Origin of the sequence: Paenibacillus sp. FSL H7-0357, from assembly GCF_000758525.1 — a bacterium.
Classification (GTDB): domain Bacteria; phylum Bacillota; class Bacilli; order Paenibacillales; family Paenibacillaceae; genus Paenibacillus_AQ.
The window spans coordinates 7,667,783-7,692,748 of the sequence record NZ_CP009241.1; the positions used below are offsets into that span (position 1 = coordinate 7,667,783).

Below are 24,966 nucleotides of genomic sequence, written 5' to 3' on the forward strand. Positions count from 1 at the left end.
CTATCGTTTCGATTTCTTCACTAGCTCTCGCAGTGGGAACGCCATATCGATAATACCGATAATCCATAATCCCGGCAGCCAAATAACCGGCAGTGCCAGCAGTATCGCCACAATCTTGCTCCATTTACGCTCGTAGACCACGAAGAACAGGAATCCGATAGTCTGGATTTTAAATACAATTTGCAGCAATGGCAGCAGATTGGCCGAGATCATCAGCATAAAGCTGTTGTCTGAATTGCCAAACAGCAGGTTAATTACGACTCCCAACAGATAGTACCAGATAAATGATCTTGAAAGTCTCCATTCACGCGCAGGCTTCAGCTTGGGAACCGCATATTCCATGCTGTTAAGGATGGGGCGGACAATGGAGTGGGTGATTACAGCCATCATAAATGAGCTCAGAATCAGCGTCATAGGAATAACCTGTATGGTCATATGACTGATTGTATTTACATCCTCAGATGTAAGATTGAACTCGGTCATCAGCGGATTGCCCGTGCCCAGATCAGAGAGCGGGGACGTAACCATCTGCATCATATCATTGACATAACTGGAGAGATCAAAATTGAACAGCGCCGTACCGATGACCAGCAGCAGCAGAAACTCACCTAAAATCGTAACGGTTCCCGCAAGGATGGTGGACAGCGCCGAAGCGCGTTTCTTGTACCATCGTCCCATAACTATTGCCGGGATTAAGAAATAGAGCGCTAACACTACGTAAACAGGCGTAATCAGGCCTACAATCAGCAGTACTGGCAGTAGATGTACAATAAACTGTTTAGTACTCAGAGTAGTGAATAGCACTACAGCCGGAATAATCAAGAAAAGGGTAGTGATAATGAGCAGCGGGGTTGATAAGGATAGCAGCAGCAGCAAGTAGACGATGCTCCATGCCACAGATGTCCAGCGAAATTTCAACAGTATTCACCTCTTACGCATATGTTCTTCTAACGCAGATATATCCTGGTACCATTCTTCAAGCTGATGCCCTTCCTGCCTGTGCTTTCTAAGCTTTTCGATTAATAAATCATCCAGCTCTCGATAGGGAATACCCAGTCTGCGCCCCAGAATATATGAGCTCATAATCAGGCTGGCCAGACTGTCGCCCACACGGGCGGTGCTGCCTTCCCACAATGCCTTGAACAGCCTTGAGACTTGATCAATTACTTCGGTTTTTAACCACTCAATTACCTTGGCGCGTTTGGCCACATCCAAATCCTTCGGCACATTGGGCATGTCTCTTAACCTCCGGCAAAAAGCATTATTCTCCATTATAGCATAAATATTTCCCAGCCACACGGGACGTCAGCCCCCCGGAAAGAGCCCTGCTTGTCTCCAGACAATAGGCCCGTTAACACCGCTTCTACGGGCCATCCCTCTTCAAAAAAGGCCCGCATTCCGTTTGTTGCCGGAAATACAGGCCTTGCTGCATTTGCATCTGATGCATCAATAAATTATAACGATTCCTGCGATTGCCGCGAAACAACCTTCTCACAATATTCAATAATTTGACTCCGGCGGACAATACCGATAAATCGGTTCATATCGTCGACCACCGGCACAAAGTTCTGCACCTTGGCCAGATTAATCAAATCCTCCATATCGGCGTCGATCGATACCGGCAGATTGTTCATCCGCAGCGGCACATCTTTAAGCAAATATTTTGAAGCATTTTCAAACGTAACCGCCCCGCCCGAGTCCTTCATGTACCAGAGCAAATCGCCTTCTGTTACGGTTCCGGCATATTCCCCGTTCCGGTTCAGGATCGGTACAGCAGTATAGCGGTGAAATTCCATCCGTTCCAGAGTCTGCCGCAGCGTTGAATCCAGTGTCACGCACGCGACCTCCTGCTTCGGAAGTAAAAAAAACGCAATATTCATCTCTTGATCCTCCTCAAAGAGTTCCGAAGGAATTAACACTTACCTTCCCCTTGTTACAGGGCCATTGTAGTTATACGCCTACGCGAGCAATAAGTTCCATCTCATTATACCATGAAGACAGTAAGCAGCAGCCACTAACCTTGCACATGGCTGCTGCTTTTTTAAGGATATTATATTGGTCCTGACCGTTCTATTGTGCTTGAGCTGTAGCCTTAGGCTCCAGCGCGTTCTCCGCTTTGCCCGGCTCAATCAGCTGATCAACCGGTGTGCTGGCACTCATCCAATTGTCGATCAAGGCCTTCGCTTCCTTCAAGTCTTCTTCATCAATGATATCGTAATACAATCCGTTGATACGCTCCCCTTCACCCATCACGGTAAAGCTGGAAATATCCATGTCTTTGCCGCTCATGAATTTCTTGGCCAGGCTAATAATGGTGGACGGCTCGATATCGGTCTTGAAATTTTCACCCATAATGTCCAGCAGCTCAGGGATCTTGCCGATTTGACTGATTGATAACATTTTATTCGCAACCACATCAATAAAGACCTGTTGCCGCTTGGTCCGGTTAAAATCACTGTCCTCCCGGTAACGGGTATAATTGAGTGCTTCTTCCCCATCGTAGTTCGGTTTGCCGCCCTCAATCGTAAATTTCTCATGATCCTTGCCTTTGTTTACGATATCCTTCTTAATCGGCAGCGGTACGCCTCCAATGGCATTCACCGCATCCTTGAGGCCTTGGAAATTAATTGTGGCATAATATTGAATATCGTGCCCCAGCAGCGCCTCCAGCGTATCCTTAGCCATTTGCTGGCCGCCAAATGCGTAAGCATGTGTGATTTTGTCTTTCTTGTTGTCATTATGCCCGATGATTTCGGTGTACGTATCACGCGGTATGGAAATGAGCAGCATCTTGTAATCCTCTGGACGAATGACCGCATAGATCATCGTATCGGATCGCGCCGTTTCATTTTCACGCTGGTCCGTACCCAGAAGCATGAGAGAGAACGGGTCGCTTTTATAAACAACCGGCTCCGGTTTGACTTTGTTGTCGTTCAGCGGCTGATAAGATTCTTCCGCCAATGTTTTTTCGACCCGGTCTGACAGGAAAAGATCAAAAGCCACGACGGCCAGCTGTTTTTGAAACAGAAAACCCCCGGCGAGGATGACTACAAGTGCTATAAGGGCAATATACCTTTTTTTCATTTTTTTCTTTTTCATCATTGGATTCCTTCTTTATGGTGGAATATACACAGGATTGCTTGAAGATCTATTTACAATGCTTGCCTGCTGCTTACCAGACAGTCATGACTGGGTGTCTTTTGTTGAACATGCTCTCTGCCCCTATTCAGTCTTAGTGTTCCCCCTTTCAGGAATTAGGGTCAATCTAATTGTTGAATAAACCTGGAAAACAACTTTGACACAGAAACAATATTTCTATTGTAATCACTTGACGCATAAAAAGAAACAACAAATACCGACATCATTTGTGCTGCAGCAACTTGTAATCCATAAAGTATATGACGAGCAAAACTCTATTTTGTTATGCAGCTTGACAAATAAATATTTAAAAACCTGCTGACAGCTTAGGCTTTAACACCAAAAGACCGCAACCTCCGCGATCTCTTGGGATGCGGTTTTTGCGGTCTCAAATGTCTAATCGATATCCTTAATCCACCACTTCTGCGGCTCCACAATATTGCTTATAGCATTCACTCTTACGCCCTGAAGTCGATGATTAACAGCAGTAATATTGGCCCGTTCGGCAAAAAAGATCATCGGAACCTCTTCGTTAATCAGCTTCTGCCACTCATAATACACCTGCTTGCGATGCTCCTTGTCATACGATTTGGTGCCCACACCCTCACGGATCAGTTCTTCGCTGCGTGTTGAATACCAGCGCGAATAATTCCACAGATCCGATGAGCGCCACAAGCCTGACGGATCCGGGTCACTGGCTAGTCCCCATACCCCGTTAAACAGCTCGACCGAAGGATCATCGTTCTCTACCGCTTCGTAGAACGTATTCAGCTCTTTCAGACTTCCGCCGTTTAGCTGTACATCTAGGCCGACCTTCCGCCAATTCTGCAGAATCGCCTGCGTGCGCGGCGCTGAGGTCTTGCTGCCGTTCATGGCATCATAGTGAATGATGAATTTAGCTCCCTTGGGGTCCTCGCGCAAGCCGTCGCCATCCACATCCACATATCCCGCTTCATCAAGCAATGACCTGGCAAGTTCAGGGTTATAGGGATAGGTAATAATTTCTGAATCGGCAATTTTGGCCCAGCTTGTACTGGGGACCGGAGTTTCAATCAGCGTTCCCAGCCCATTGGAGAATTTATTGATAATACCTTGACGGTCCAGTGCGTAATACATAGCTTTGCGCAAGCGCTTGTCTGCAAACTTGGGGTTATCCATGACATTTTGTTGTGTTACATCATCCCAATGTCCAAATTTGAAGCCTATGTATTCGTAGGAGAGCTCCGGTGACTGCAGAACCTCAATATTATCCAAGTCCTTTATGGCTGCAAAGTTATCCCGCGGAACCGTTCCAATATCGATCATGCCTTCCTCGAACTGGGGAGAAAGGCTCTCAGGATCCACTACCTTATATACAACAGCGTCAAGCAACGCCTTTCCCCGGTGATAATGGTCAAATCGCTTCATTTCCACAAGCTGCCCCGGCTGAATTTGCGTTACCTCGAAGGGGCCAATGCCAATTGGGTTTTTCCGCACCTGATCACTTTCCGGCATATCTTTAACAGCCACTCCGCTATAATATTTCTTGTTCATCGGATAAGGCCACAAATTGTCAATTGTATTCACGCGTGCGGCATTTACCGTAATTCTCAGCCGATATGGATCAATGACTTTGATTCCGGAGATTTCCTTCGCTTTTCCGCTATGATAATCTTCTACTCCCTTAATCATTTCCACGCTGTAATACCTTGAACCTGTGTAGTCAGGGCTGGCAATTGTCTCAAGTGCAAATTTCCAGTCTTCCACCGTCAGCTCATCGCCGTTATGCCAGCGGACACCGGGTTTAATGCTGAATGTGAACACGGTATGATCTTCGGATTCCTGCCAGGAAGCAATATTCGGTACGGTTGTCAGGTCATCCTCGACGGTAAACATAGCCTCCGTAATGAAATCAAGAACATTGGAATCATCATCTCCTTCAAAAAAAGCGGGTTCAAACAATCCCTGGAACGGAGAGGTGTAGCCATAGGTAACGGTACCCCCTGCCTTTGCTTCATCAGCCGTTTTGCTGAAGGATATTGTATTTGAATTATTGCTTAAGCCTAAACCGCTGCATGCTGAAAGTAGAAAAGCCATGAGCATCAGCATTCCGCCAAGTTTACGTTTATGCATGTATTCCTTCCTTTCTTCTGTTCCTCTAATCCTATATGGAAGCGTTTTCTAATGTTTATTTTACTGAATTTATTATTAAAATTTAGATGTCATTCCAATTTAAGCTATATATATCATATAATGCGTAAAATTTTTAAAACACGGTTTTGATAAACCACATTATAGAGGATATACAATATTCTCCGTAAAGAAAAGACCATATTTGTAACCTTTGTGCGGCGGACACAAAAAGGCCTGCCTTTTCGGGGCAGACCTCCGTTCAGAATTTATGCCTATTGTTCCTCATCCGTATGGATGATCGTCACGCCTTCAACATGTCTTTTTCGCATCAGCTTGCGCTTTTTACGGGTATCCTTGCTCTCGAAAATAATATCAAAATCATAATCGTCAGGATACAGCTCCTCTTTGGAGAGGTAGGGTTTCAGGCGTTTATGATTTATTTGCATTTTTTGCTTTTGAATCATGATCCCAACCATTCCCAAGTCATTTCGCTTCTCATACACAATTCCCGTTCTTCCAAGGGAGCTGACATACACCGCATCCCCTACCTCAAAACTTACGGCCTGCTTCTTGCTGTTTGCTTCCTCCGCAGAGTCAATCTGTTCTCCGCCTTCTTGTGTCCGCTCTTTGTCCTCTTCATTCGATTCAACGGACACTCTCACTCCGTCAGTCTTGTGCCCTGTGTGCCCGGCATTAGGGCTGCTCCAGACCACTCTCCCGCCCTGTTGTTCCCGCTGCTGGGCTACAAGCTGCTGCGAGCGCTGAATGACATTGCCCGGGATACCCAGCTTCTCAGCGATTTGCAGCGCATAGCTTTCACCCGCTTCGCCAATGGTCAGCTTATAGAGCGGCCGGAGTGTCTCTTTATCGAACTCCATCCGCGCATTCTGGAATCCCCGGGTTGAAGCAGCAAACACTTTTAGCTCATTAAAATGAGTAGTGACAATGATATTCGCCCCTTTGCGGTTCAGTTCCTCAAGAATAGCTATCGAGAGAGCAAAACCTTCACCGGGATCTGTCCCTGCCGCCAGCTCATCAATCAGCAGCAGTACCCCTTTGCCGGCATCCTGCAGCATTCCCTCAATGCTCTTCATCTGGGCAGAAAAAGTGCTCAGCGACTGCGTCAGGCTCTGTCCGTCTCCAATAACACTGATTACATCGCTGAACACAGTAAAGTCACAGCCCTCCTCTACAGGAACCAGCATTCCGGAATGCACCATTAAGGTCAGTAGGCCCAGCGTTTTGAGCACAACTGTTTTCCCGCCAGTATTGGGGCCTGTTACAATCAAAGACTTATAGCCCTTGCCAAACTCCAGGCTGACCGGCACCATATTCCTTAGCTTCGGATGCCTGCCGCCGTTCATCCTCAAGTAACCACGATCATTCAAAGCCACTCTCCTCGCCCCAAGTGTGCGGGCGTACTTAGCTTTGGCAAAGATGAAATCATACGTGCCGGTCACATCGATATTGACCCGCAAGGCTTCCTGCTCCTGTTCCACCATGCCGCTGAGCATGCTTAGAATCATTCCCTCTTCCCGTGCCTCGTCAGCAGCCAGCAGCTCCAGCTCTCCCTGTAGGGCGGCTATATCATAAGGCTCGACGAAGACGGTCTGTCCGCTGGTGGATTGATCCAGCACTGAGCCTTTCACCTGCTTGTGATATTCGCGTTTTACAGGAATAACATAACGCCCGCCGCGCATGCTGACCAGATTCTCCTGGAGGATAGACTGGTGCTTGGACATAATGCTCTCCAGCTTCCTGTTCAGCCGCTCTTTAGCCACTGCCAAACGCTTGCGCACTCTCTCCAGCCCTTTACTCGCCTGGTCTTCTATGACCCCAAACCGGATACAGCGTTCAATTTCCTCTCTGACATGCCTCAATTCCTGCAGAGAAGCTCCGTAGGCGGCGATCCGCGGCGCACTTTGCTCCTTAGAGGCCATATACTTGCGCAGCTGACTGCAGCTGTTCAGAAAGGTGCATACCGACATAAGATCCTGCTCGTTATACATATATCCGGTACCCAGCAGTGACATGATCGACTCGATTCCCTCCAGAGAAGGCAACGGAACACTTGCCCCTCTTCCCAGCAGCTCATAGGCTTCATCCGTTTCATCCAATGCCCGGTGGATTGCCGGCAGGTAAGTCATCGGTGCCAGCTCATTTACATATCTTCTTCCTTCATAGGATACTGCATGCCGTGCCAAATCCTGTTTGATCTCTTCGTATTCAAGGGTATTCAAACTTTGCAGATTCAATGTTTCTCCTCCTCTATTGTCGACCTGAATGTATCAGGCGTGATTGTTCCTAACGCAAAAAAGGGCAAAGACTGCCACTACGGCAGTCCTTGCCCTCATTTATATGGTGTTGTCTCTGAAAACAGAAAAAACCGTGCTGCAAGAGCACGGTTAATTACAAAGAGAACAACAGCCGTAAAGAGGCCATCGTGACGCTTCGTGTGTTCTTAACTAAATCATTCACCTTCAACAACCAGAGCATGTCGCGGGACAGACTCAAACAGAGCACACGTATCGCCTAATCCGATACCTGGCGCAGCTAATTGTTCAGGTAATATGAAATTGCTTAGTTAAGAACGCTCACCAACATCAAAATTTCCCCTTTAGTTTAGGATAACTGTAATTTACTACATTCTGTGACATCCGTCAATTGGCAACAAAACAGTTCAATACCCAACTAATTCTATTCTTACTATCTGCAACTTGTCCATGAAGAGCGCCGAAGAAAGTCTTTTGCAGCTCAACCAGGACTTGACCGCCATCAGCAATCAGTTTGTCATAAATGCCGCGCAGCTGTTCCTCACTGTCCAGCCCCATAATAATGCTGACATTTTCCGTCTTGGCGCCTTTCCCGTAATCATCGGAGAAATGGATCAGACTCTGGCCCAGATGCAGCTCTGCATGCAGCCATTTGCCTTTATGCTCATTCAAAATCTTAATTTCCCCGCCAAACACGCTCTGATAATATTCTACCGATTCCTGTACATTCTCAATGACTACAAAGGGGCTTGCACTGACCATCATCATGCCTCCAAGAATTAAATTATGCGGCTGTTTAGCTTCCGTCATTTCTTAATCATTATATACAATTAAGTATTTATGACCAAGCGAGCATACTTTGACCGCAGCCGTCCTGCTATCATTTGGTTTTATCCGTCTTTCTTCTATTTAGCTGAGGCCAGTTAATGCGGGAGGGGGTCGTTTAGGAGCAAATAAAAAAGCAGCCGGTTGCCCGGCTGCTTTGTATAAAACGTCCTATTCCGTTGTGTAAGGCAGCAGCGCGATTTGACGCGAGCGTTTTACAGCAATGGTCAGAGCGCGTTGGTATTTTGCACTTGTACCTGTTACACGACGCGGCAAAATCTTTCCGCGTTCGCTGATGAACTTCTTAAGAAGCTCAGTGTCTTTATAATCAATGTGAGTAATTTTGTTCACAGTGAAGTAGCACACTTTTTTGCGCTTGTTGCGTCCACCACGACGTGCCGGTCTTTTGTCGTTGTCTCCGCCTTCTCTTTGTTTGAAAGCCATGTTCAGTTCAGTCCTTCCTTATTAAAATGGCAAATCATCGTCCGATATATCGATCGGTTTTCCATCGCCCGAAAAAGGATCTTGATTATTGTTGTTGTTACGCGTGAAATTATTGCTATTTCCGCGTCCACTGTTACCGCCGCCACCGCCATAGGCTGGTTCTTCAGGAGTACCTGCACCACTTGGTGTATTTCCGCCTTCACGGTTCTGCGAAGATTCCAGGAAACGGACATTATCGGCAATGACTTCGGTTACGTATACACGTTTACCTTCGTTATTCTCGTAATTCCGTACTTGGATGCGTCCTTCCACGGCTGCCAGTCGTCCTTTGCGCAAGTAATTGGCACAGGTCTCAGCCAGCTGTCTCCAGGTTACTACCGGGATGAAGTCCGCCTCGCGTTCACCGTTCTGGCCCGTAAAGTTGCGGTCTACAGCAAGTGTAAACTGCGTTACGGCAACACCAGCGGGAGTATAACGAAGTTCCGGGTCACGGGTCAACCGACCGATCAGAATGATACGGTTCAACAATTCAATCCCCTCCTTTAACGCGATCAATTACAAAGCTTGTCAACATCTTAGGCAACGTCGTTCGTAATGAGATAACGAATTACTTCGTCGGAAATCTTCATGAGACGTTCCAATTCGGTAACTACTGCAGGTTCTGCATTGAAGTTAACCAAAACATAAACGCCATCACGGAATTTCTTGATCTCATACGCAAGACGGCGTTTACCTTGCACATCGTGCTTTGTAATTTCTCCGCCGTTGGAGATGATGCCTTGGAATTTTTCGACTGCTGCTTGAACGGCTTCTTGTTCAATGTCAGGACGAATAATGTACATGACTTCATATTTGCGCATAATTTTCACCTCCTTATGGTCTGCGGCCCCTGATCACGTCAGGAGCAAGGAACGAGCACAAACATAGACTCGCACCATATTAATATACCAAATAGTTCTGACGAGTGCAAGCAATATTAATCAATGCCATTTCCAGGTACTTTTTAGCTACATGAACAACCCCACGAGTGCGCACAATATAACTGTATTCACCACTCTAGAGAAGGAGGGATATCATGGGCGAACAGACGGAATATGAAAAAGGCGACAAAGCACCTAACCCCGGTGTCTACATGGAAGTAGGCGAAGCACGCAGCTTCCACACACAGATCAGTAATCCGAAACGGATTGAAATGGAAAAGGGTGATACCTTCCCCGAAACCACCAACAAAAACCGCAAATGGAAAAAGGTCGAGAAAGCGCGGGTCCATTAATTTTTGAGCACCATGTATAAAAGAGTCGATCCTGTCCCATAATAAACTCAGGCAGTACAAAAGAGAGGTGTGGTTCCGTTGGACGTCGTAGACGAACACAATCACTGGGATTCTGATTCAGCAACTATTGTAACCCGGGAAGAGTAAGGGCTGGGCTCCTAAAAAAAGTTCAGTTTCAGCACAACCCAATCACTTTAGCGGCTTTACACAGAGAAATTCCGAACATCATTGATGTACTGCCTCTGGAGAGGGACCCGAAAGGGTTCCTCTTTTTGTTGTTGATCAAGTACAAATAAAAAAACCTCCGCCTATCAGCGAAGGTTGGATTAACGATTATAAAATGCTGTAGTGGCGGAGAGGGTGGGATTCGAACCCACGCACGCTGTGACACGCCTAACTGATTTCGAGTCAGCCCCCTTGGGCCTCTTGGGTACCTCTCCGCAGCAAAATTTATTGTATCATGATGCAGCTTGCTTTGCAAGCTTAATTATTCAAGGCCGCTTTCCGCTGCACGCAGAACCTTTTTCATGTTCTTCTCGAATTTTGCACGGGGAATCAGGACACTATGCTGGCAGCCGATGCACTTAATACGGATGTCCATACCCATGCGGATAATCTCCATTTCATTAGTGCCGCAAGGATGCGGCTTCTTCATCTGCACAACATCACCCAACTGGAAAACCTTACGTTCCATCACTCTTCCCCCTCTTCGCCTTCTCTTTCCTGAGCCGCAGCGACTTGCCTTATCGGGTTAATCCCCTCGGTTTCCCGGGCTCTGCGTGCCGCTTCAAGCGCCTCGGCTTCCGCTGACCGAGCCTCGCGCTCCGCCAGTTCACGCGCTTCCTGCTCGGCCTTAGCCGCCTCCAGACTAGTCTGCTTCTCCAGCGCCTGTTTGATATCGCTCTGGATCTGCCGTTCTGCCGATTCTCTGGCGTTAGAGAGACAGTTCGCCGCTACACGAATCACATATTCTGAAGTGCTCATGGACTGAATACCCAGTATATTCGGGTACCCGAGTACATTTGAATTACGTTCCTCGATTCCCACAAGCGCCTCACCAATCAATGAAAGAGTGCCTTCAAGCCCCCGCTCTATTTTCACCGGAACATCCACCACCGCCAAAGCGTTGGCAAGGGAATAGTTGGTCACATTGATAATGGTACCATTCGGGATGATATGAACCTCACCGGTAGTGCTCAGCAGTCTTGTCGTTCTGAGACCGATCATCTCTACAGTCCCTTTATAAGTACCGGTCTGGATTACATCACCTACCGCGAACTGATCCTCAAAAATGATAAAGAATCCGGTAATTACATCCTTGACCAAACTCTGCGCTCCAAAACCAATAGCAAGCCCCACTACCCCGGCTCCTGCCAGCAGCGGGCCCAAATTAAAATTGAATTCAGCGAGAATTATCATGATCATTACAAAATTACAGATAAACGTAACCACATTCTTCAGCAGTCCCCCAACGGTTGAGAACCGGCGGCTGTTCACCAGTATTCTGCCACGGGTCTCCCGTTCCATTGAACGGTCAATGATCTTGGATACCACTTTTATAATGACCCGGGTCAGAATGAAAATGATAAGAATCCGCAAGCCTGAAAACAGTACATTGGCCCACATTTCCGTGTTGGTGAAAAACTCCCACACCTTATCACTAAGAGTATATGCAGCTTTCAATGGATCTGTAGGTTCTTCTGCATTCAACATCCACTTATTCATCTACTCCCTCCCCTTCGGTGATAAGTGTATAACCTCTTCCTTTATTGTCCTTGCCATAGATCCCGCGGATTTCAACGTCCTGCTCCGCTATAATCTTCCGCACTTCGCCGATTGCTCCCCGAAAGAACTGAATAGACATTGCACAGCCTGCTGTAATTTCTTTGGGAGTCGGGAAGATATCAATTTCGATTTCCGCGTATTCCAGCAGCATTTCGGCACGCAGCGCCTGCTGCGTAGAATCAAAAGCAATCAGCAGCTCTTCCTCCATCTCCACGCCTCCCTCTGGGTTAAACGTCCTATCTCTTGCCCCTGTAGTATAAAAAATCTCTTTCATCCATATACTAGGATCATCAGCAACCTTTCAACTGAAAGACAAAGCTGCTGATATTTTCGTAGAGTCCCCTCAGAAAGGAAGATTATATGAATTCTTCTTCTAAAGCTGCACCACTGCAAGAACCATCCTGTTTAAAAATATCACATGCCGATCCCAATATCTATTCTGCCATTACTCACCGTCTGCTTTTTCACTTTTCCCGCACCCGTCCCGATACACCGATTGTAATCGTCTGTATAGGCACGGACCGTTCAACCGGAGATTCACTTGGGCCGCTGGTCGGAACAGCCCTGGCGCGGTTCCACAGCCCTCTGTTCCACCTGTATGGAACACTGGACGAGCCTGTGCATGCCGTTAATCTGGAAGAAACACTTACCCTCATCCGAGAGAAGTATAATAACCCTTTTATCATTGGTATAGATGCCTGCCTGGGCCATTCTACGAGTGTCGGCTGTATTCAGGTCGTGGATGGACCTTTAAAGCCCGGAGCGGGCGTAAACAAGCAACTCCCCCCTGTTGGCGATATCCATCTGACTGGCATCGTTAATGTAGGCGGCTTTATGGAGTACTTCGTATTACAAAACACAAGATTGAGCCTTGTAATGCGGTTATCTGATATTATTGCTGTCAGCCTCTATTCTGCCTTGAAACAGTGGAATCTCCATGCTAAATCTGCTGCAACGCGAGAGCAATAACTTCCTTCTCTTCCGGAGACAAAGGATATTGGGATTCTCCCGCTTCAAGCGGTTTGGAATAGATATAGGAGTTCTCACGATTATGAAGACTGGTGAGCACAATTCCGCTGCGATTATCATCCACTATTGCCAGCGAAAAGCTCAGGTCATTTCCGCGTTCACCGAAGGCATTATATCGCTTCATGGCCATTTTTGACTTCATGCCGCGCATTTTAGCCTGAGCAGCTTCAATCAAAGCCTTGTGCTCCTTCTGCTCCTCTTCCAGCATATCGCCTTGATTCTTAAGATCAATTAACAAGCTTTCCAGATCTTCCACACCACTACCGCTCATCATCGTTTCATATCTGCGCCGCATCTTGCCAAGCTTGCTGCCCTGAAGAATCAACACTATAGCCATTATTATAACCACAACGGTGAACGCAATAACAAACCAGGATAATTGCTCATTTATTAACTGATTCAATTCTGACATATATGGACCATCCTTCGTATTTATCTGCTGCGGGCAAAGCCATATAGTTCCTCCATGGCGACCAGCATTCTGTTTATATCATGTTCTGTGGAGCTGACTCCTACACTTGCCCGTACAGCACCGCTCTCCAGTGTCTCCGCCGCTTTATGGGCCAACGGAGTACAGTGCATACCGGCACGCACAGCAATGTTATACTCCCGGTCCAGCCGATGTGCAATCTCTGCCGACTCCTGCCCTTCTATTGTAAACGAAACAATCCCGCTGCGCGAAACACCAATTTCAGGCCCAAGCAACCTCATACCAGGAATGCCGGACAAGCCTTCCATTAGTTTCTGTGTCAGCAACCATTCCTGCCGGTGAATATTCGCCGGGCCTAAAGACTTAATCTTTCTCAAGCCTGCAAGCAGCCCGGCTATCCCCACAGCGTTCTGTGTCCCCGCTTCATACCGGTCAGGCCGAACAGTAGGCTGCTCACTGTTTTCAGACTGGCTGCCTGTCCCTCCATGCATCAATGGCTCTAAATCAAGGTTTGGAGCAATATATAGTCCTCCTGTCCCCTGCGGTCCAAGCAGCCCTTTATGACCAGGAAATGCAAGCAAATCAATATTCATTTGGGCTACATCTATTTCCAGCGTCCCGGCACTTTGCGCAGCATCCACCAGAAATACCGCTCCGTGAGACTTTGCGATGTCGCCAATTTCTCCGATCGGTAGAATACTGCCCAGCAGATTGGAACTATGATTGCAGATCACCATTTTAGTATTGCGTCTTAATGATTTTTGAAGTTCCAGCAAATCGACCTGGCCTTTAGAATCGACGCGCAAATAATCCACTTCTACTTCTAAAGTCCGGCGTAAATACTCCAGCGGCCTACGAACGGAATTATGTTCTGTCATCGTTGAGATGACATGATCCCCCCGTTGCAGTGTACCCTTAATGGCCATATTTAGCCCCATTGTTGTATTGTGGGTAAAGGCAATATCCTGTGCGTTGGAGATAGAAAAAAGTTCAGCAAGCATGCTTCGCGCTCTCACCAGCACCCTGCCTGTCCCAATGGCCAGCGAGTGATTACCACGGCCAGCATTCGCACCGGAGTGTTGCAGGGCATCCAGCATCGCGGCAGCCACCTCAGGGGGCTTAGGCCATGAAGTTGCCGCATGATCTAAATAAACCAATTTCTCCATCTCTCCACCCTCACTTTTTCTCATTTAAAAAACACACCCCTCCATATCCGCTAAAGGATATCTCAGGATATGTTTTCGGGCACAGATATCCAAATCAGTTTCCCAATAGTTCCAATAATCTTTCCAAGTCTTGGGCACTGTAATAATTGATTTCAATTTTGCCTTTTTCTTTACCTTGTTTAATCTTCACCGTTGTTTTGAATCGCTCGCGCAATCCTTCCTCAACATTATCAATGTATGGATCACGTTTAACAACTTTCGCTTTTATGCCATTGGCAGGTTTACGGTCCAGGTTCTTTACAACCTCTTCTAACTGTCTGACATTCCAATGCTGTTCCACACATTGATCGGCTAACTGTTTCACCGTCTCCGGATCTTTCAAGGCAACGATTGCCCGAGCATGTCCCATAGAAATTGTTCCACGTGAAACATATTCCTTCACTTCTTCCGGCAAAGTCAGCAGTCGTAAAAAATTAGCGATATGCGATCTTGATTTACCTACCTTCAGTGAAAGCTCCTCTTGGGTAAGCGAAAATTGATCCATTAGCCCTTGATAAGCAACTGCGATTTCCATCGCGTTTAAATTTTCCCGCTGCAGATTTTCAATCAGGGCAATTTCCATAACTTGCTGGTCGCTAAGACTTCGCACAACAGCAGGAATGGTTGCTTTTCCACAATATTGCGAAGCTCGGAATCTGCGTTCACCAGCGATGATTTCATAACCTTTTAGCACAGCGCGAACAATAATCGGTTGGATTACACCATGTTGTCTTATGGATTCAGCCAACTCCTGTATGGCTTCCTCATTAAAGTCCTTACGGGGCTGATAAGGGTTAGCGCGCAATTGCCCTAAAGGTATCTCCACAACCTTATCGTCTTCATTAATAGACAAGGATGGAATTAACGCATCGAGACCTTTCCCTAAACGCTTACTCATAAGAGATCACTTCCTTTGCCAGCTCTAAGTACACTTCCGCTCCCTTGGAACGGGTATCATAAGTAATAATGGATTGCCCATGGGAAGGCGCTTCACTCAATCGTACATTGCGTGGAATGATCGTTTTGTAAACTTTTTCCTGGAAATACTTTTTCACTTCTTCAATGACTTGGATCCCCAGATTAGTCCGGGCATCAAGCATGGTTAACAATACCCCTTCAATCTTCAAATGCGGGTTGAGGTTCTTTTGCACGAGCCGTACAGTATTAAGCAGCTGGCTTAATCCTTCAAGGGCATAATATTCACACTGGATAGGAATAATCACTGAATCTGCAGCCGTCAGTGAATTAATGGTAAGGATGCCCAATGATGGAGGACAATCAATGATAATATAATCATAATTGCTCTTCACCGCATTAAGCGCCTTCTTCAGCTTCAACTCTCTGGAAATTGTAGATACCAATTCAATCTCCGCACCCGCCAATTGAATCGTTGCCGGGATAATATGAAGCCCCTCAATTTGTGTTTCCAATATCGTTTCCTGAGGATTCACTTCATTAATAAGGATATCATAAATGCAATTTGCTACATCCGCTTTGTTGACGCCAACGCCGCTGGTAGTGTTGCCTTGCGGATCAATATCGACAAGAAGCACTCTTTTCCCTAAAGTAGCCATACCGGCACCAAGGTTCACAGAGGTTGTCGTTTTACCGACTCCACCTTTTTGATTTGCTATGGCAATAATCTTGGACACTTATTTCACCTCGAATTGTTAGGAAGAATCATCTTGTAGGTCGTGAGTTGTTTTACGGCGCAATCGTAAATTGAATACGGCATCACTTTTTGCGAGAAATATAGACAAATATACAAGTATCATTTCATTTCTGTCTTATGTGATATACTCCGGTTCAAGTCACAGAAAAGGCGGCCAATCACCTCAGGGCCGCCTTCAGCTTTTAAAACGAATTATCTTTTTGGGATTTGAATCACGATCTCGTAATGGTCACCGCGGTCATTTTCCGAGGTTTTAATCTCCATTCCAGAACCCGATACCATATCTATGGATTGACGAATTGTATTTAGAGCGAGCCGGACATCCTTTGTATAGGAAACCCGTTTGGATTTTTTGGTTTGATTCACAGCTTTATAAAATGCGATCCTTGCCTCTGTCTGCTTAACATTTAAGCCTTTAGAAATAATCTCCGCAAGCACCTTCAACTGCATTTCCACACTGTCTAGAGATAATAAGGAACGGGCATGCCGTTCTGTAATTTGGCGCTCCATAAGTGAAGTTTTAACCTGTTCAGGTAATTGCAGCAAGCGGATTTTATTCGCGATTGTTGACTGGCTTTTACCGAGACGCTGTGCCAAGCTTTCTTGAGTCAATTGGTGAAGATCAATCAATTTCTGATAAGCGATAGCTTCTTCAATTGAGGTTAAACCTTCACGCTGCAAATTCTCGATTAAGGCAATAGATGCAGCCTGTGAATCATTGAACTCACGAACAATAGCCGGAATTGTCTCCAGACCAAGCTTCTTCACAGCCCGCCAGCGACGTTCACCTGCGATAATCTCATACTGGGAATCGCGCATCCGCACGACAATAGGCTGGATCACACCGTGAGTTTTGATAGTCTGACAGAGCTCGTCTATCTTATCGTCATCAAAAATAGTCCGTGGCTGATAAGGACTGCTGATGACCTCATGAACCGGGATTTGTTTGATCTCTTCTCCGCTGCTCCGCTCGGTAAATCCAAAAAGCTTGGTGAATTGTTCTTTCATTCCGTTCATTACCACCTAATTTCGTTATAGTACGATCGCCTTGACCCTGTCTAGCGAAAAGCTTATCGTATCGTACAGCAAAAAGAAAGCTTCTATTGATTTCATTCCAAAAGATATTGCAGTTCTTTCGGTGGCGGTTCCCGGCGCAAAAATCTCTTTCCAGATGAAAAATCTGCAAAATCGGGAGTGCAACCCTTCCTAAAAGTCTTACTATATTATTCTATCACTTTTTCGCTCATAATCCTATTCTCCATATGGACCTATTTTTCCTGCAATGTATGCCACGAATAAAGCTATGGAGAAACACAAGTGGAAACGGCTTTGCCGTCCTTTTTAAGGACGGTACCGTTTCAGCGAGAAATAGAAGGATAAGTTATCGTGTGAAACATATAAATTCTTATATTTTAAAAAAAGATCAAGCCCTAAGGTATAAGGACTTGATCTTTACAACATTTATTCTCTTAAACGATGTTTCACGTGAAACAATCAGATCAAAGGAGATTTGGCCGGAATTCCCGCTTTACGCGGATATTTTGCTGGTGTGGCTCCTGTCTTGCGAATAATAACGATATGTCTGGCAGATTCCTCTACGGGTAAACTGAAGGATTCAACCTTTTGCAGTTCAGCGCGAAGCTCCTTGAAACTAAACTTCGCCTCCTTTAGTTCCTCAGCAGGATCACTACCCTTCATTGCTGCAAACACACCCTCTTTTTTCGTAAAAGGAAGACAGAATTCATTCAACAGGGATAAACGGGCAACCGCCCGGGCCGTAACTATATCATAGGCATCACGATGAACAAATTGTCGGGATACATCCTCTGCCCGGCCATGAATCAATTGAACATTTTCTAATCCCAGTGTATCGCATACATGCTGGAGAAAGGAAATTCGTTTGCTTAGTGAATCAACAATTGTCAGCTTCAAATGCGGGAAACAAATCTTAAGCGGAATCCCTGGGAAGCCGGCTCCTGATCCTATATCAGCCAAGCTTTTCGCATCATCCATCTTTAAATAGAAAGCAAGTGAAAGGGAATCATAAAAGTGTTTGGTATATACCTGATCCCGTTCGGTAATTCCGGTGAGATTCATTTTTTCATTCCAGGAAACCAGTTCCTGATAATAAAGCTCAAATTGCTTAAGCTGCTCCGGGTTCAGCTTGATTCCCTGTTCCTGAAGTAGAGCCGTAAACTGTGCTACAGTATTATCCATAGATTATCCTTTCGCTGCCGTCACACGATTGAAATGCTCCAAATGTACAAGGAGAATCGAAATATCTGCTGGTGTTACCCCAGCTATCCGCGAAGCCTGCCCGATTGAGATTGGAGCAATCTTAGTCAGCTTCTGCCGCGCTTCCATTGCCAATCCATGAATTTCGTTATAGTTGATACTCTCAGGAATCTTCTTCTTCTCCATCTTTTGCAGTTTTTCCACATGCTGCAGCTGTTTTTCAATATATCCGGCATATTTAATCTGAATTTCAACCTGCTCCTTCATCTCTTCGTCCAGTGCTTCAGGAGAAGGAGAAACCTGGTCCACGAAACTATACGTAAGCTCAGGGCGACGCATCAGGGTAAGCATGTTGCTTCCATCTACGATTGGGGCAGACTCATAACCCGCAAGCGCATCATTGACCTCCACTGGTTTCACCTTAGTTTCCTGGAGCCGGACGATTTCACGTTCAACACGCTCTTTTTTATCCAGGAAAGCCGCATACCGCTGCTCTGGGATCAGACCAATATCATGTCCGATAGGCGTCAGACGCAGGTCAGCATTATCATGGCGAAGCAGCAGACGGTATTCCGCACGCGAGGTAAGCAGACGATATGGTTCATTAGTTCCTTTGGTCACCAGATCATCAATCAGTACGCCAATATAACCTTGTGACCGATCAAGTACTACCGGTTCTTTATCCTGAACTTTCCGCGCTGCATTAATACCTGCCATAACCCCCTGCCCTGCTGCCTCTTCATAGCCGGAGGTTCCATTGATTTGACCGGCAGTGAACAGCCCAGGCAAACGTTTGGTTTCCAGCGAAGGCCATAACTGTGTAGGAACCATGGCATCATATTCAATCGCATAACCATTACGCATCATTTCGACCTTTTCCATCCCTGGAATCGAACGGAGAACCGCCAGCTGAACATCTTCAGGAAGACTGGTGGAAAGTCCTTGTACATAGTATTCCGATGTGTTTTTCCCTTCCGGTTCAAGGAATATCTGGTGTTTGGATTTATCGCTGAAACGGACAACTTTATCTTCTATAGAAGGGCAATAACGGGGTCCTGTTCCTTCAATTATTCCAGTAAACATCGGCGCCCGGTGAAGATTGTCATTAATGATCTGATGAGTCACTTCAGAGGTATAGGTGAGCCAGCAAGGAAGCTGCTCATTCTGCGACGACTTCGTTTCAAATGAGAAGAACTTAGGTTTGTCATCGCCCGGCTGAATTTCTGTTTTGGAAAAATCAATCGTATCCTTATGCACACGTGGGGGTGTCCCCGTCTTAAAGCGCACCAGATCAAAACCAAGCTCACGCAAATTTTCGGACAACCGTACTGAAGGCTGCTGATTATTCGGCCCGCTCTCATATGTCAGCTCACCCATAATCACTTTGCCCCGCAAATAAGTTCCAGTCGTCAGAATAACCGTCTTGCTGCGGTACACCGTACCTGTCTTCGTAATTACACCCACACAGCGGCCGTCTTCAACGATAAGCTCCTCCACCATGCCCTGGCGCAGCGATAGGTTAGGGGTTTTCTCCATCGTTTCTTTCATCGCATGCTGATACAGGAATTTATCCGCTTGCGCGCGCAAGGCGTGGACTGCGGGTCCTTTACCTGTATTAAGCATACGCAATTGAATGTATGTCTTATCAATGTTGCGGCCCATTTCACCGCCGAGGGCATCAATTTCGCGCACTACATGGCCCTTGGCTGGTCCGCCAATGGACGGATTGCAGGGCATAAACGCTACCATATCCAGGTTTATCGTAATCATCAACGTATTGCAGCCCATGCGTGCAGCCGCCAGAGCAGCCTCGCAACCGGCATGTCCGGCGCCTATGACAACAACGTCATAGCTGCCTCCTTCATAACTCATGTCTTGTTCCTCCCCAAAGGCTGCGTTTCAATCGCAGTAATATGATGAACATGATCTGCAATAACTCAGTAATGAATCATTCGCAAGAAGCATGTTATTTGCCTAAACAGAATTGCGAGAAAATTTGATCCAGCAGAGAATCGGCAGCAGTATCCCCGATAATTTCTCCAAGCTGCTCCCAAGCCAACCTTACATCGATCTGGATCATATCAATTGGAATATGCATCTCCGCAGCCTCGTACGCATCCTGAAGCGACCTATGCGCTTTTTTGAGCAGTGCGATATGGCGTACATTACTTACATAGGTCAAATCGCCCGATTCCAGCTTGCCGCCAAAAAAGAGCTCCGAAATAGCTTCTTCCAGTTTATCCAGGCCTTCCTCTTCCAGTACCGACATTGGGACAATGCTGGCCTCGCTAAAATATTCGTGCAGCTTGGCTTTATCCAGGCGTGCCGGTAAGTCCATTTTATTCATGATGACTAAGGCTTGTCTACCGTGGATTTGTTCCATAAGTTCCAGCTCATCTTCATGAAGCTCTTCATTTGCATTCAGCACCAGCAGAATCAGGTCGGCATCACTAAAAGCTGCTTTGGAACGCTCTACCCCGATTCTTTCCACCACATCCATGGTTTCACGAATCCCTGCTGTATCCAGCAGCTTCAACGGTATATTATTAATCGTTACAAATTCCTCTATAACATCACGCGTTGTTCCTGGAATATCCGTTACAATCGCTTTGTTATCGCGAGCCAGTGCGTTCAGCAGGGATGATTTACCGACATTGGGACGGCCCACAATAGCTGTCGTAATGCCTTCACGCAAAATTTTACCTTCATTAGCAGTCTTGAGCAGCTTATTAATGCCGTCCATTACTTCACTGCTCTTGTCTTTAATAAACTCGGCGGTTAAGGATTCCACATCATGTTCGGGATAATCAATATTCACTTCAATATGCGCCAGCGTCTCGATAAGGGTATGGCGCAGGGAGTGGATACGCTGGGACAAAGAACCGCTAACCTGCTTCAGCGCAACGGAAAAAGCCCGGTCCGACTTGGAACGGATCAAATCAATCACCGCTTCTGCCTGGGAAAGGTCAATTCGTCCGCCCAAAAAAGCACGCTTGGTGAATTCACCCGGCTCAGCCAATCGGATATCCTGCTGCAACAGCAGATCCATCACTCTTCTGACCGAAATCACCCCGCCATGGGCACTGATCTCCACTACATCCTCTGTTGTAAAAGAACGCGGTCCCTTCATCACAGTTACCAGCACTTCTTCCATTCGTTCACCGTCAGCCGGACTTATAATATGGCCGTAATGAACGGTATGTGATTCCGCTTCGGTCAGCGGAACCCGGCTGTGGAATAAGGGTGCGACCTGGGAGATGGCCTGTGGGCCGCTCACCCGGATGATCGCAATTCCCCCTTCGCCTAATGCTGTCGATACGGCAGCGATGGTGTCACTAAGCATGCTGTTATTCACCTCGATATAATCTATACTTTCTTCTATTTTAAAAAAAGCAATGACCCCTTACATTGGTCAAGGAGTCATTGCGGCAATATTAGTCTCTACTTCAATGTTATAACGACACGGCGATTCGGTTCTTCACCCTTACTAAGGGTGTTGACCTGCCGGTGATCCTGCAGCCTGGCATGTATAATCTTCCGTTCCTGCGGTGACATCGGCTCCAGCACGACCTCTTTACGGGTTCGAACTACCCGTCCCGCAAGCCGGTCAGCCAGTTCTTCCAATGTCTTTTTGCGGCGTTCGCGAAAATTCTCCGCATCCAGCACCAGCCGGATGAAACTGTCAGAATAACGGTTGGCCACAATATTAGCCAAATATTGCAAAGCATCGAGAGTTTGTCCTCTTCTGCCGATCAGCAGCCCCAGATCCGGACCGGAAATTTGCAGAATGGTCGATTCCTTTGTATGAACGATTTCCACTTCTACCTCAAGCCCCATACTCTTGGCGACATCCACGATGAAATGAACGGCTTCTTGGTATGCTTCCTCCACCGGTTGTCCGGAATCTTGGCGCGGCACGCCGCCGACAGCCTCCTGTTTGCTCTCTCTAGATGACTGCTGAGGCATTGACGGAGCACTCGCCGCTGATGCCGGTGCGGCCTCGGCAATTAAGGTTAATTCAACCTTGGCATCCTTCGCACCGATCAATCCAAGGAATCCTCTTGACGGCTGTTCAAGTACGTTGACCGTGACCCGGTCCTTTTGAACTCCAAGCTGGTTAAGTCCCCGTTCTACAGCTTCTTCAATGGTTTTCCCTGTTGCGACGATTTTGCTCATTTTGACTTTTTGGCCCCCTTCGATCCTTTGTTTCCATTGCTTTTCGTAGCGGAAGCAGGATTCTTGCTCTTCACAAGGTTAACTTCACTGCTGCTACCGGCACCTGCAACAGCCAATTTGGTCTTATCGTTGTTGCGGTATAAGAAGTAGTTCTGAATAATGGTGTAAAGGTTACTGTAGAACCAGTACAGTGGAAGTGCTGAAGGGAAATTGTAGGACATGATGAAAATCAGAACCGGATATACCATCATCATGAACTGCATAGGGCCCTGCTGTTGAACCGGATTCATCTTGGTCATCATTCTGGTCTGCAGGAATGTAGTAGCTGCAGCCAGCAACGGCAGGATGAACAGATGATCGGGTTTGCCGAGCTGGAGCCACAAGAACGAATGCTCCCGCAGAGCAGGGTTGTAATAGATCGAGTTGTAAAGAGCGATAAAAATCGGCATTTGCACAATCAGCGGCAGACAGCCGGAAATCGGATTCACCTTATTCTCCTGGAACAGGCGCATCGTTTCTTGCTGTACTTTTTCAGGCTGATCTTTATATTTTTTCTGGATCTTTTGGAGTTCCGGTTGAATGGCCTGCATCGCACGCGAGCTCCTTACCTGCTTCATGGTAAGCGGCAAAATTAACGTGCGGACGATCAAAACCATTACAAGTACGGCTAGTCCATACTGTCCATCAAACCATTTTGCGAAAGTATCGAGCGCTATGGCGAAATAATAAACGACATTACTTTGCCAAAAGCTTCCGTTCTTCAAATCCTCCGTAGTGTGCGTAACCGCTGATGATGGAGCGCACCCTGACAGAACAGCAATCATCAGTACCATTAGGCCGAGGAGAAGAAATTGTTTTCCTCGTCTAGTCTTCAATAGAGACACTTCAAAACCCCTCTCATAAACATTCCATTGCACCGTAAATCATACCATAATTATGAATACAAATAAACAAGCCCCTTACTTGCGTGAAGCCTTGAGCAGCTTGGCTTTGCGCAGCACATGAAGCGCACTTTTCTCCAGCTCGGCGTAATCCATGGAAAGTGCTCCTTTACGAACGATGAAGACCATGTCCAGCCCGCCGGCAATTTCCGGTTCATGATGGCGGATAATTTCCTTCACCAGTCGTCTCATCCGGTTACGGACGACGGCGTTTCCGACCTTTTTGCTAACCGACACACCCAACCGGAACCGCTCCACCTCTTTTCTGCTGAACCAATACACTACAAATTGATGATTCGCAAATGACTTCCCATGGCGATATACGCGACTGAAGTCGGCACGGTTTCGTAATCGTAATCTTTTGTGCACGGGAATCTCCTATTCAAAGACCGGACACGATGAGCTCCGGAATTTTTCTTCTAATTAGTATAGTCATCCGGCTGCCGCCATAAACGGTTAAGTCCGGACATATGGCTTATTCCTTCATTTACATCCGCATACATTAAAAAGCCCCGCAAAGTATAGCCAACATCCTCTGCAGAGCTTAACAAATATTCATGCACTCGTGAAAAACGGAAACCTCCTCCATTATAAAGGGCGATATCCGTTTCTCAGGCTATATAAGGAAGCGAATCAGATGATCCACCTGTCCAGCCCCCTTATATTTAAAAAAGGACCACCGCAGTGGTCCTTAAGTGGCCTAACTTACGCACTCAAAACTTTTCTGCCTTTCAAGCGGCGGGCTGCCAGCACTTTGCGGCCGTTTTTCGTGCTCATTCTTTTGCGGAAACCATGCACCTTCTTGCGTTTGCTCACATTCGGTTTGAACGTCGGTCTCATGTATTGCACCTCCCTTACAGGAACTTAATTACTGTCATATTAGCAGAAACGGACTAAGCCGCTCTTTTGAGTAGGGACAGTATCTACAAGTATTGTCATTATAATTTGAAGACATATCCTCACAGAAAACACCTTTATATATTTAAACACATAATGTGCGAAAAAGTCAACCTTGTCTCTCCAACCTTACTCCCCCTCATTTAAATCCGCTTATCCACAATCCACCGATCCAAAAATTTAATCCACAGCGTTTTACAGTTATCCACCTGTGCGCAAAAAATGAAGTCGACTAATCACACATGCGCACAACCTGTGTATAAAAAAATCGAAGTCATGACGGAAACTGTCGAACGGTAAACAAATTATCAACAATATGTAGTGTTGTTCTTAAAAATTATACACAAGTGCTTGAATTTGTGGATAAAATGGCGTCGCTCATTGAAAAATAAGGGGGCATTTGCTATGATGGTATTACTTTTGAATGTGAATAGATTTGTTTGTTCTATATATTATCAACAAGCTGTGGATAAAGTTGTGAACAATTCAAATTTATCCATATTTTTTTGTCTCTTGATATTGCATATTGGG

27 protein-coding genes and 1 tRNA gene are annotated in these 24,966 nt (G+C 46.4%); 2 read left to right on the top strand and 26 right to left on the bottom strand.

Features of this window, described 5'->3' with window-relative positions; translation table 11 throughout:
* From H70357_RS33885 to rpsF, 10 genes are all read right to left on the bottom strand, one after another.
* Nucleotides 1–918 (bottom strand): DUF2232 domain-containing protein, encoded by a 918-nt coding sequence (locus tag H70357_RS33885; RefSeq protein WP_038598241.1) that lies wholly within the window; start codon nucleotides 916–918, stop codon nucleotides 1–3.
* 6 nt (nucleotides 919–924) lie between these two features.
* Entirely contained in the window at nucleotides 925–1,236 is a 312-nt protein-coding gene (locus H70357_RS33890) for a MazG-like family protein (protein WP_036706324.1), read from the bottom strand.
* Between the two features lie 218 nt (nucleotides 1,237–1,454).
* Nucleotides 1,455–1,880, bottom strand: coding sequence for a CBS domain-containing protein (locus H70357_RS33895; protein WP_020425709.1), 426 nt, complete (start codon nucleotides 1,878–1,880; stop codon nucleotides 1,455–1,457).
* Nucleotides 1,881–2,070: 190 nt separating this feature from the next.
* Complete coding sequence (locus tag H70357_RS33900) at nucleotides 2,071–3,102, bottom strand: LCP family protein (RefSeq protein ID WP_038598242.1); 1,032 nt, start codon at nucleotides 3,100–3,102, stop codon at nucleotides 2,071–2,073.
* Between the two features lie 432 nt (nucleotides 3,103–3,534).
* Complete coding sequence (opp4A, locus tag H70357_RS33905; RefSeq protein ID WP_038598243.1) at nucleotides 3,535–5,250, bottom strand: oligopeptide ABC transporter substrate-binding protein; 1,716 nt, start codon at nucleotides 5,248–5,250, stop codon at nucleotides 3,535–3,537.
* A 272-nt stretch (nucleotides 5,251–5,522) separates the two neighbouring features.
* The gene (locus H70357_RS33910; RefSeq protein ID WP_038598244.1) at nucleotides 5,523–7,505 is read right to left on the bottom strand and encodes an endonuclease MutS2; all 1,983 of its coding nucleotides are present in this window, start codon (nucleotides 7,503–7,505) and stop codon (nucleotides 5,523–5,525) included.
* 405 nt (nucleotides 7,506–7,910) lie between these two features.
* On the bottom strand, nucleotides 7,911–8,285 hold the full coding sequence (locus H70357_RS33915) for a VOC family protein (RefSeq protein WP_038598245.1): 375 nt from the start codon (nucleotides 8,283–8,285) through the stop codon (nucleotides 7,911–7,913).
* 234 nt (nucleotides 8,286–8,519) lie between these two features.
* Complete coding sequence (rpsR, locus tag H70357_RS33920; RefSeq protein WP_019914552.1) at nucleotides 8,520–8,792, bottom strand: 30S ribosomal protein S18; 273 nt, start codon at nucleotides 8,790–8,792, stop codon at nucleotides 8,520–8,522.
* A gap of 21 nt (nucleotides 8,793–8,813) precedes the next feature.
* A complete protein-coding gene (gene ssb / locus H70357_RS33925; RefSeq protein ID WP_038598246.1) occupies nucleotides 8,814–9,320 on the bottom strand; it encodes a single-stranded DNA-binding protein in 507 nt (168 codons plus the stop codon).
* 47 nt (nucleotides 9,321–9,367) lie between these two features.
* Nucleotides 9,368–9,652 carry a 30S ribosomal protein S6 gene (rpsF, locus tag H70357_RS33930; protein ID WP_038598251.1) on the bottom strand — a complete coding sequence of 95 codons (285 nt, stop codon included), beginning with the start codon at nucleotides 9,650–9,652 and terminating at the stop codon, nucleotides 9,368–9,370.
* Nucleotides 9,653–9,867: 215 nt separating this feature from the next.
* On the opposite strand from rpsF, the gene H70357_RS33935 reads away from it, so the two are divergent.
* Entirely contained in the window at nucleotides 9,868–10,065 is a 198-nt protein-coding gene (locus H70357_RS33935; protein WP_038598253.1) for a YjzC family protein, read from the top strand.
* A 349-nt stretch (nucleotides 10,066–10,414) separates the two neighbouring features.
* On the opposite strand, the gene H70357_RS33940 is transcribed toward H70357_RS33935, so the two are convergent.
* From H70357_RS33940 to H70357_RS33955, 4 genes are all read right to left on the bottom strand, one after another.
* Nucleotides 10,415–10,505: transfer RNA gene (locus H70357_RS33940), tRNA-Ser, on the bottom strand.
* Between the two features lie 47 nt (nucleotides 10,506–10,552).
* Nucleotides 10,553–10,759: a DUF951 domain-containing protein gene (locus H70357_RS33945; RefSeq protein WP_038598254.1), complete on the bottom strand. Its 207-nt coding sequence runs from the start codon at nucleotides 10,757–10,759 to the stop codon at nucleotides 10,553–10,555.
* Nucleotides 10,759–11,790, bottom strand: coding sequence for a mechanosensitive ion channel family protein (locus H70357_RS33950; RefSeq protein WP_038598255.1), 1,032 nt, complete (start codon nucleotides 11,788–11,790; stop codon nucleotides 10,759–10,761). Before H70357_RS33950 ends, H70357_RS33945 begins: the two co-directional genes overlap by 1 nt.
* Nucleotides 11,783–12,058: a putative Se/S carrier protein gene (locus H70357_RS33955; RefSeq protein WP_038598256.1), complete on the bottom strand. Its 276-nt coding sequence runs from the start codon at nucleotides 12,056–12,058 to the stop codon at nucleotides 11,783–11,785. The genes H70357_RS33950 and H70357_RS33955 overlap by 8 nt, the downstream gene beginning before the upstream one ends.
* Before the next feature lie 152 nt (nucleotides 12,059–12,210).
* On the opposite strand from H70357_RS33955, the gene yyaC reads away from it, so the two are divergent.
* Complete coding sequence (gene yyaC, locus H70357_RS33960) at nucleotides 12,211–12,819, top strand: spore protease YyaC (RefSeq protein WP_038598257.1); 609 nt, start codon at nucleotides 12,211–12,213, stop codon at nucleotides 12,817–12,819.
* Here yyaC and H70357_RS33965 read toward each other — a convergent pair.
* From H70357_RS33965 to rpmH, 12 genes are all read right to left on the bottom strand, one after another.
* Nucleotides 12,791–13,291 carry a DUF4446 family protein gene (locus H70357_RS33965; protein ID WP_038598258.1) on the bottom strand — a complete coding sequence of 167 codons (501 nt, stop codon included), beginning with the start codon at nucleotides 13,289–13,291 and terminating at the stop codon, nucleotides 12,791–12,793. The genes yyaC and H70357_RS33965 overlap by 29 nt on opposite strands.
* A 20-nt stretch (nucleotides 13,292–13,311) precedes the next feature.
* Entirely contained in the window at nucleotides 13,312–14,475 is a 1,164-nt protein-coding gene (locus H70357_RS33970; RefSeq protein WP_038601229.1) for an aminotransferase class V-fold PLP-dependent enzyme, read from the bottom strand.
* Nucleotides 14,476–14,569: 94 nt separating this feature from the next.
* On the bottom strand, nucleotides 14,570–15,412 hold the full coding sequence (locus tag H70357_RS33975) for a ParB/RepB/Spo0J family partition protein (protein ID WP_038598259.1): 843 nt from the start codon (nucleotides 15,410–15,412) through the stop codon (nucleotides 14,570–14,572).
* Nucleotides 15,405–16,166, bottom strand: a complete 762-nt coding sequence (locus tag H70357_RS33980) for a ParA family protein (protein ID WP_038598260.1) — start codon at nucleotides 16,164–16,166, stop codon at nucleotides 15,405–15,407. Before H70357_RS33980 ends, H70357_RS33975 begins: the two co-directional genes overlap by 8 nt.
* 212 nt (nucleotides 16,167–16,378) lie before the next feature.
* Nucleotides 16,379–17,194, bottom strand: coding sequence for a nucleoid occlusion protein (gene noc / locus H70357_RS33985; RefSeq protein ID WP_038598262.1), 816 nt, complete (start codon nucleotides 17,192–17,194; stop codon nucleotides 16,379–16,381).
* Between the two features lie 486 nt (nucleotides 17,195–17,680).
* Nucleotides 17,681–18,403 (bottom strand): 16S rRNA (guanine(527)-N(7))-methyltransferase RsmG, encoded by a 723-nt coding sequence (gene rsmG / locus H70357_RS33990; RefSeq protein ID WP_038598264.1) that lies wholly within the window; start codon nucleotides 18,401–18,403, stop codon nucleotides 17,681–17,683.
* A gap of 3 nt (nucleotides 18,404–18,406) precedes the next feature.
* The gene (mnmG, locus tag H70357_RS33995) at nucleotides 18,407–20,293 is read right to left on the bottom strand and encodes a tRNA uridine-5-carboxymethylaminomethyl(34) synthesis enzyme MnmG (RefSeq protein WP_038598265.1); all 1,887 of its coding nucleotides are present in this window, start codon (nucleotides 20,291–20,293) and stop codon (nucleotides 18,407–18,409) included.
* Between the two features lie 94 nt (nucleotides 20,294–20,387).
* Entirely contained in the window at nucleotides 20,388–21,764 is a 1,377-nt protein-coding gene (gene mnmE / locus H70357_RS34000; protein ID WP_038598267.1) for a tRNA uridine-5-carboxymethylaminomethyl(34) synthesis GTPase MnmE, read from the bottom strand.
* Between the two features lie 98 nt (nucleotides 21,765–21,862).
* Nucleotides 21,863–22,597, bottom strand: coding sequence for an RNA-binding cell elongation regulator Jag/EloR (jag, locus tag H70357_RS34005; protein ID WP_038598268.1), 735 nt, complete (start codon nucleotides 22,595–22,597; stop codon nucleotides 21,863–21,865).
* Nucleotides 22,594–23,481 (bottom strand): YidC/Oxa1 family membrane protein insertase, encoded by an 888-nt coding sequence (locus H70357_RS34010; RefSeq protein WP_038598270.1) that lies wholly within the window; start codon nucleotides 23,479–23,481, stop codon nucleotides 22,594–22,596. Before H70357_RS34010 ends, jag begins: the two co-directional genes overlap by 4 nt.
* A 75-nt stretch (nucleotides 23,482–23,556) precedes the next feature.
* Nucleotides 23,557–23,907, bottom strand: coding sequence for a ribonuclease P protein component (rnpA, locus tag H70357_RS34015; protein WP_038598273.1), 351 nt, complete (start codon nucleotides 23,905–23,907; stop codon nucleotides 23,557–23,559).
* A gap of 336 nt (nucleotides 23,908–24,243) precedes the next feature.
* A complete protein-coding gene (gene rpmH / locus H70357_RS34020) occupies nucleotides 24,244–24,378 on the bottom strand; it encodes a 50S ribosomal protein L34 (RefSeq protein ID WP_019914530.1) in 135 nt (44 codons plus the stop codon).
* Nucleotides 24,379–24,966: the final 588 nt, after the last annotated feature.